Here is a 1,056-nt window from a genome sequence, read left to right as displayed (position 1 = left end):
TTCCTGCGCATTGAGTTCCTGGCGGGCCGCTTCCCGTACACGGCCGGGGTGTTCCCGTTCAAGCGGGACGGCGAGGACCCGGCGCGGATGTTCGCCGGCGAGGGTGACGCGTTCCGCACGAACCGGCGGTTCAAGTACCTGTCGAAGGGGTCGGAGGCGACGCGGTTGTCCACCGCGTTCGACTCGGTGACGCTGTACGGGCGCGACCCCGACACCCCGCCGGACGTCTACGGCAAGGTCGGCACGTCCGGTGTGTCGATCGCGACGCTGGACGACATGAAGGCGCTCTACGACGGGTTCGACCTGACCGCGCCGAGCACGTCGGTGTCGATGACGATCAACGGGCCGGCGCCGACGATCCTGGCGTTCTTCCTCAACACGGTGGTGGACCAGCAGGTCGACAAGTTCCGCGCCGAGCACGGCCGCGAGCCCTCTGAGGCGGAGGCGGCGGAGCTGAAGGCGTGGGCGTTGTCGACCGTGCGCGGCACCGTGCAGGCGGACATCCTCAAGGAGGACCAGGGGCAGAACACCTGCATCTTCTCCACCGAGTTCTCGCTGCGGATGATGGCCGACATCCAGGAGTGGTTCATCCAGCAGCAGGTGCGCAACTTCTACTCGGTGTCGATCTCCGGCTACCACATCGCGGAGGCGGGGGCGAACCCCATCAGCCAGCTCGCGTTCACGCTGGCCAACGGGTTCACCTACGTGGAGTCGTACCTGGCGCGGGGCATGGACGTCGACGACTTCGCGCCGAACCTGTCCTTCTTCTTCTCCAACGGCATGGACGCGGAGTACAGCGTGATCGGCCGGGTGGCGCGGCGGATCTGGGCCGTCGCCATGCGGGAGAGGTACGGCGCGAACGAGCGGTCGCAGAAGTTCAAGTACCACGTGCAGACGTCGGGTCGGTCGCTGCACGCGCAGGAGATGGACTTCAACGACATCCGGACCACGTTGCAGGCGTTGTGCGCGCTCTACGACAACACGAACTCGCTGCACACCAACGCCTACGACGAGGCGATCACCACGCCGACGGAGTCGTCGGTGCGGCGGGCGATG

1 protein-coding gene is annotated in these 1,056 nt (G+C 66.8%); it reads left to right on the top strand.

Annotation, left to right across the window (positions count from 1 at the left end; genetic code table 11):
• On the top strand, positions 1–1,056 hold a 1,056-nt coding region (locus tag AB0G02_RS40305; RefSeq protein ID WP_360805844.1), incomplete at both ends, for a methylmalonyl-CoA mutase family protein.

Origin of the sequence: Actinosynnema sp. NPDC023658, from assembly GCF_040639995.1 — a bacterium.
GTDB lineage: Bacteria > Actinomycetota > Actinomycetes > Mycobacteriales > Pseudonocardiaceae > Actinosynnema.
Note: the sequence above shows the minus strand (reverse complement) of the source record. Positions and strands in the feature narration are given on the sequence as shown.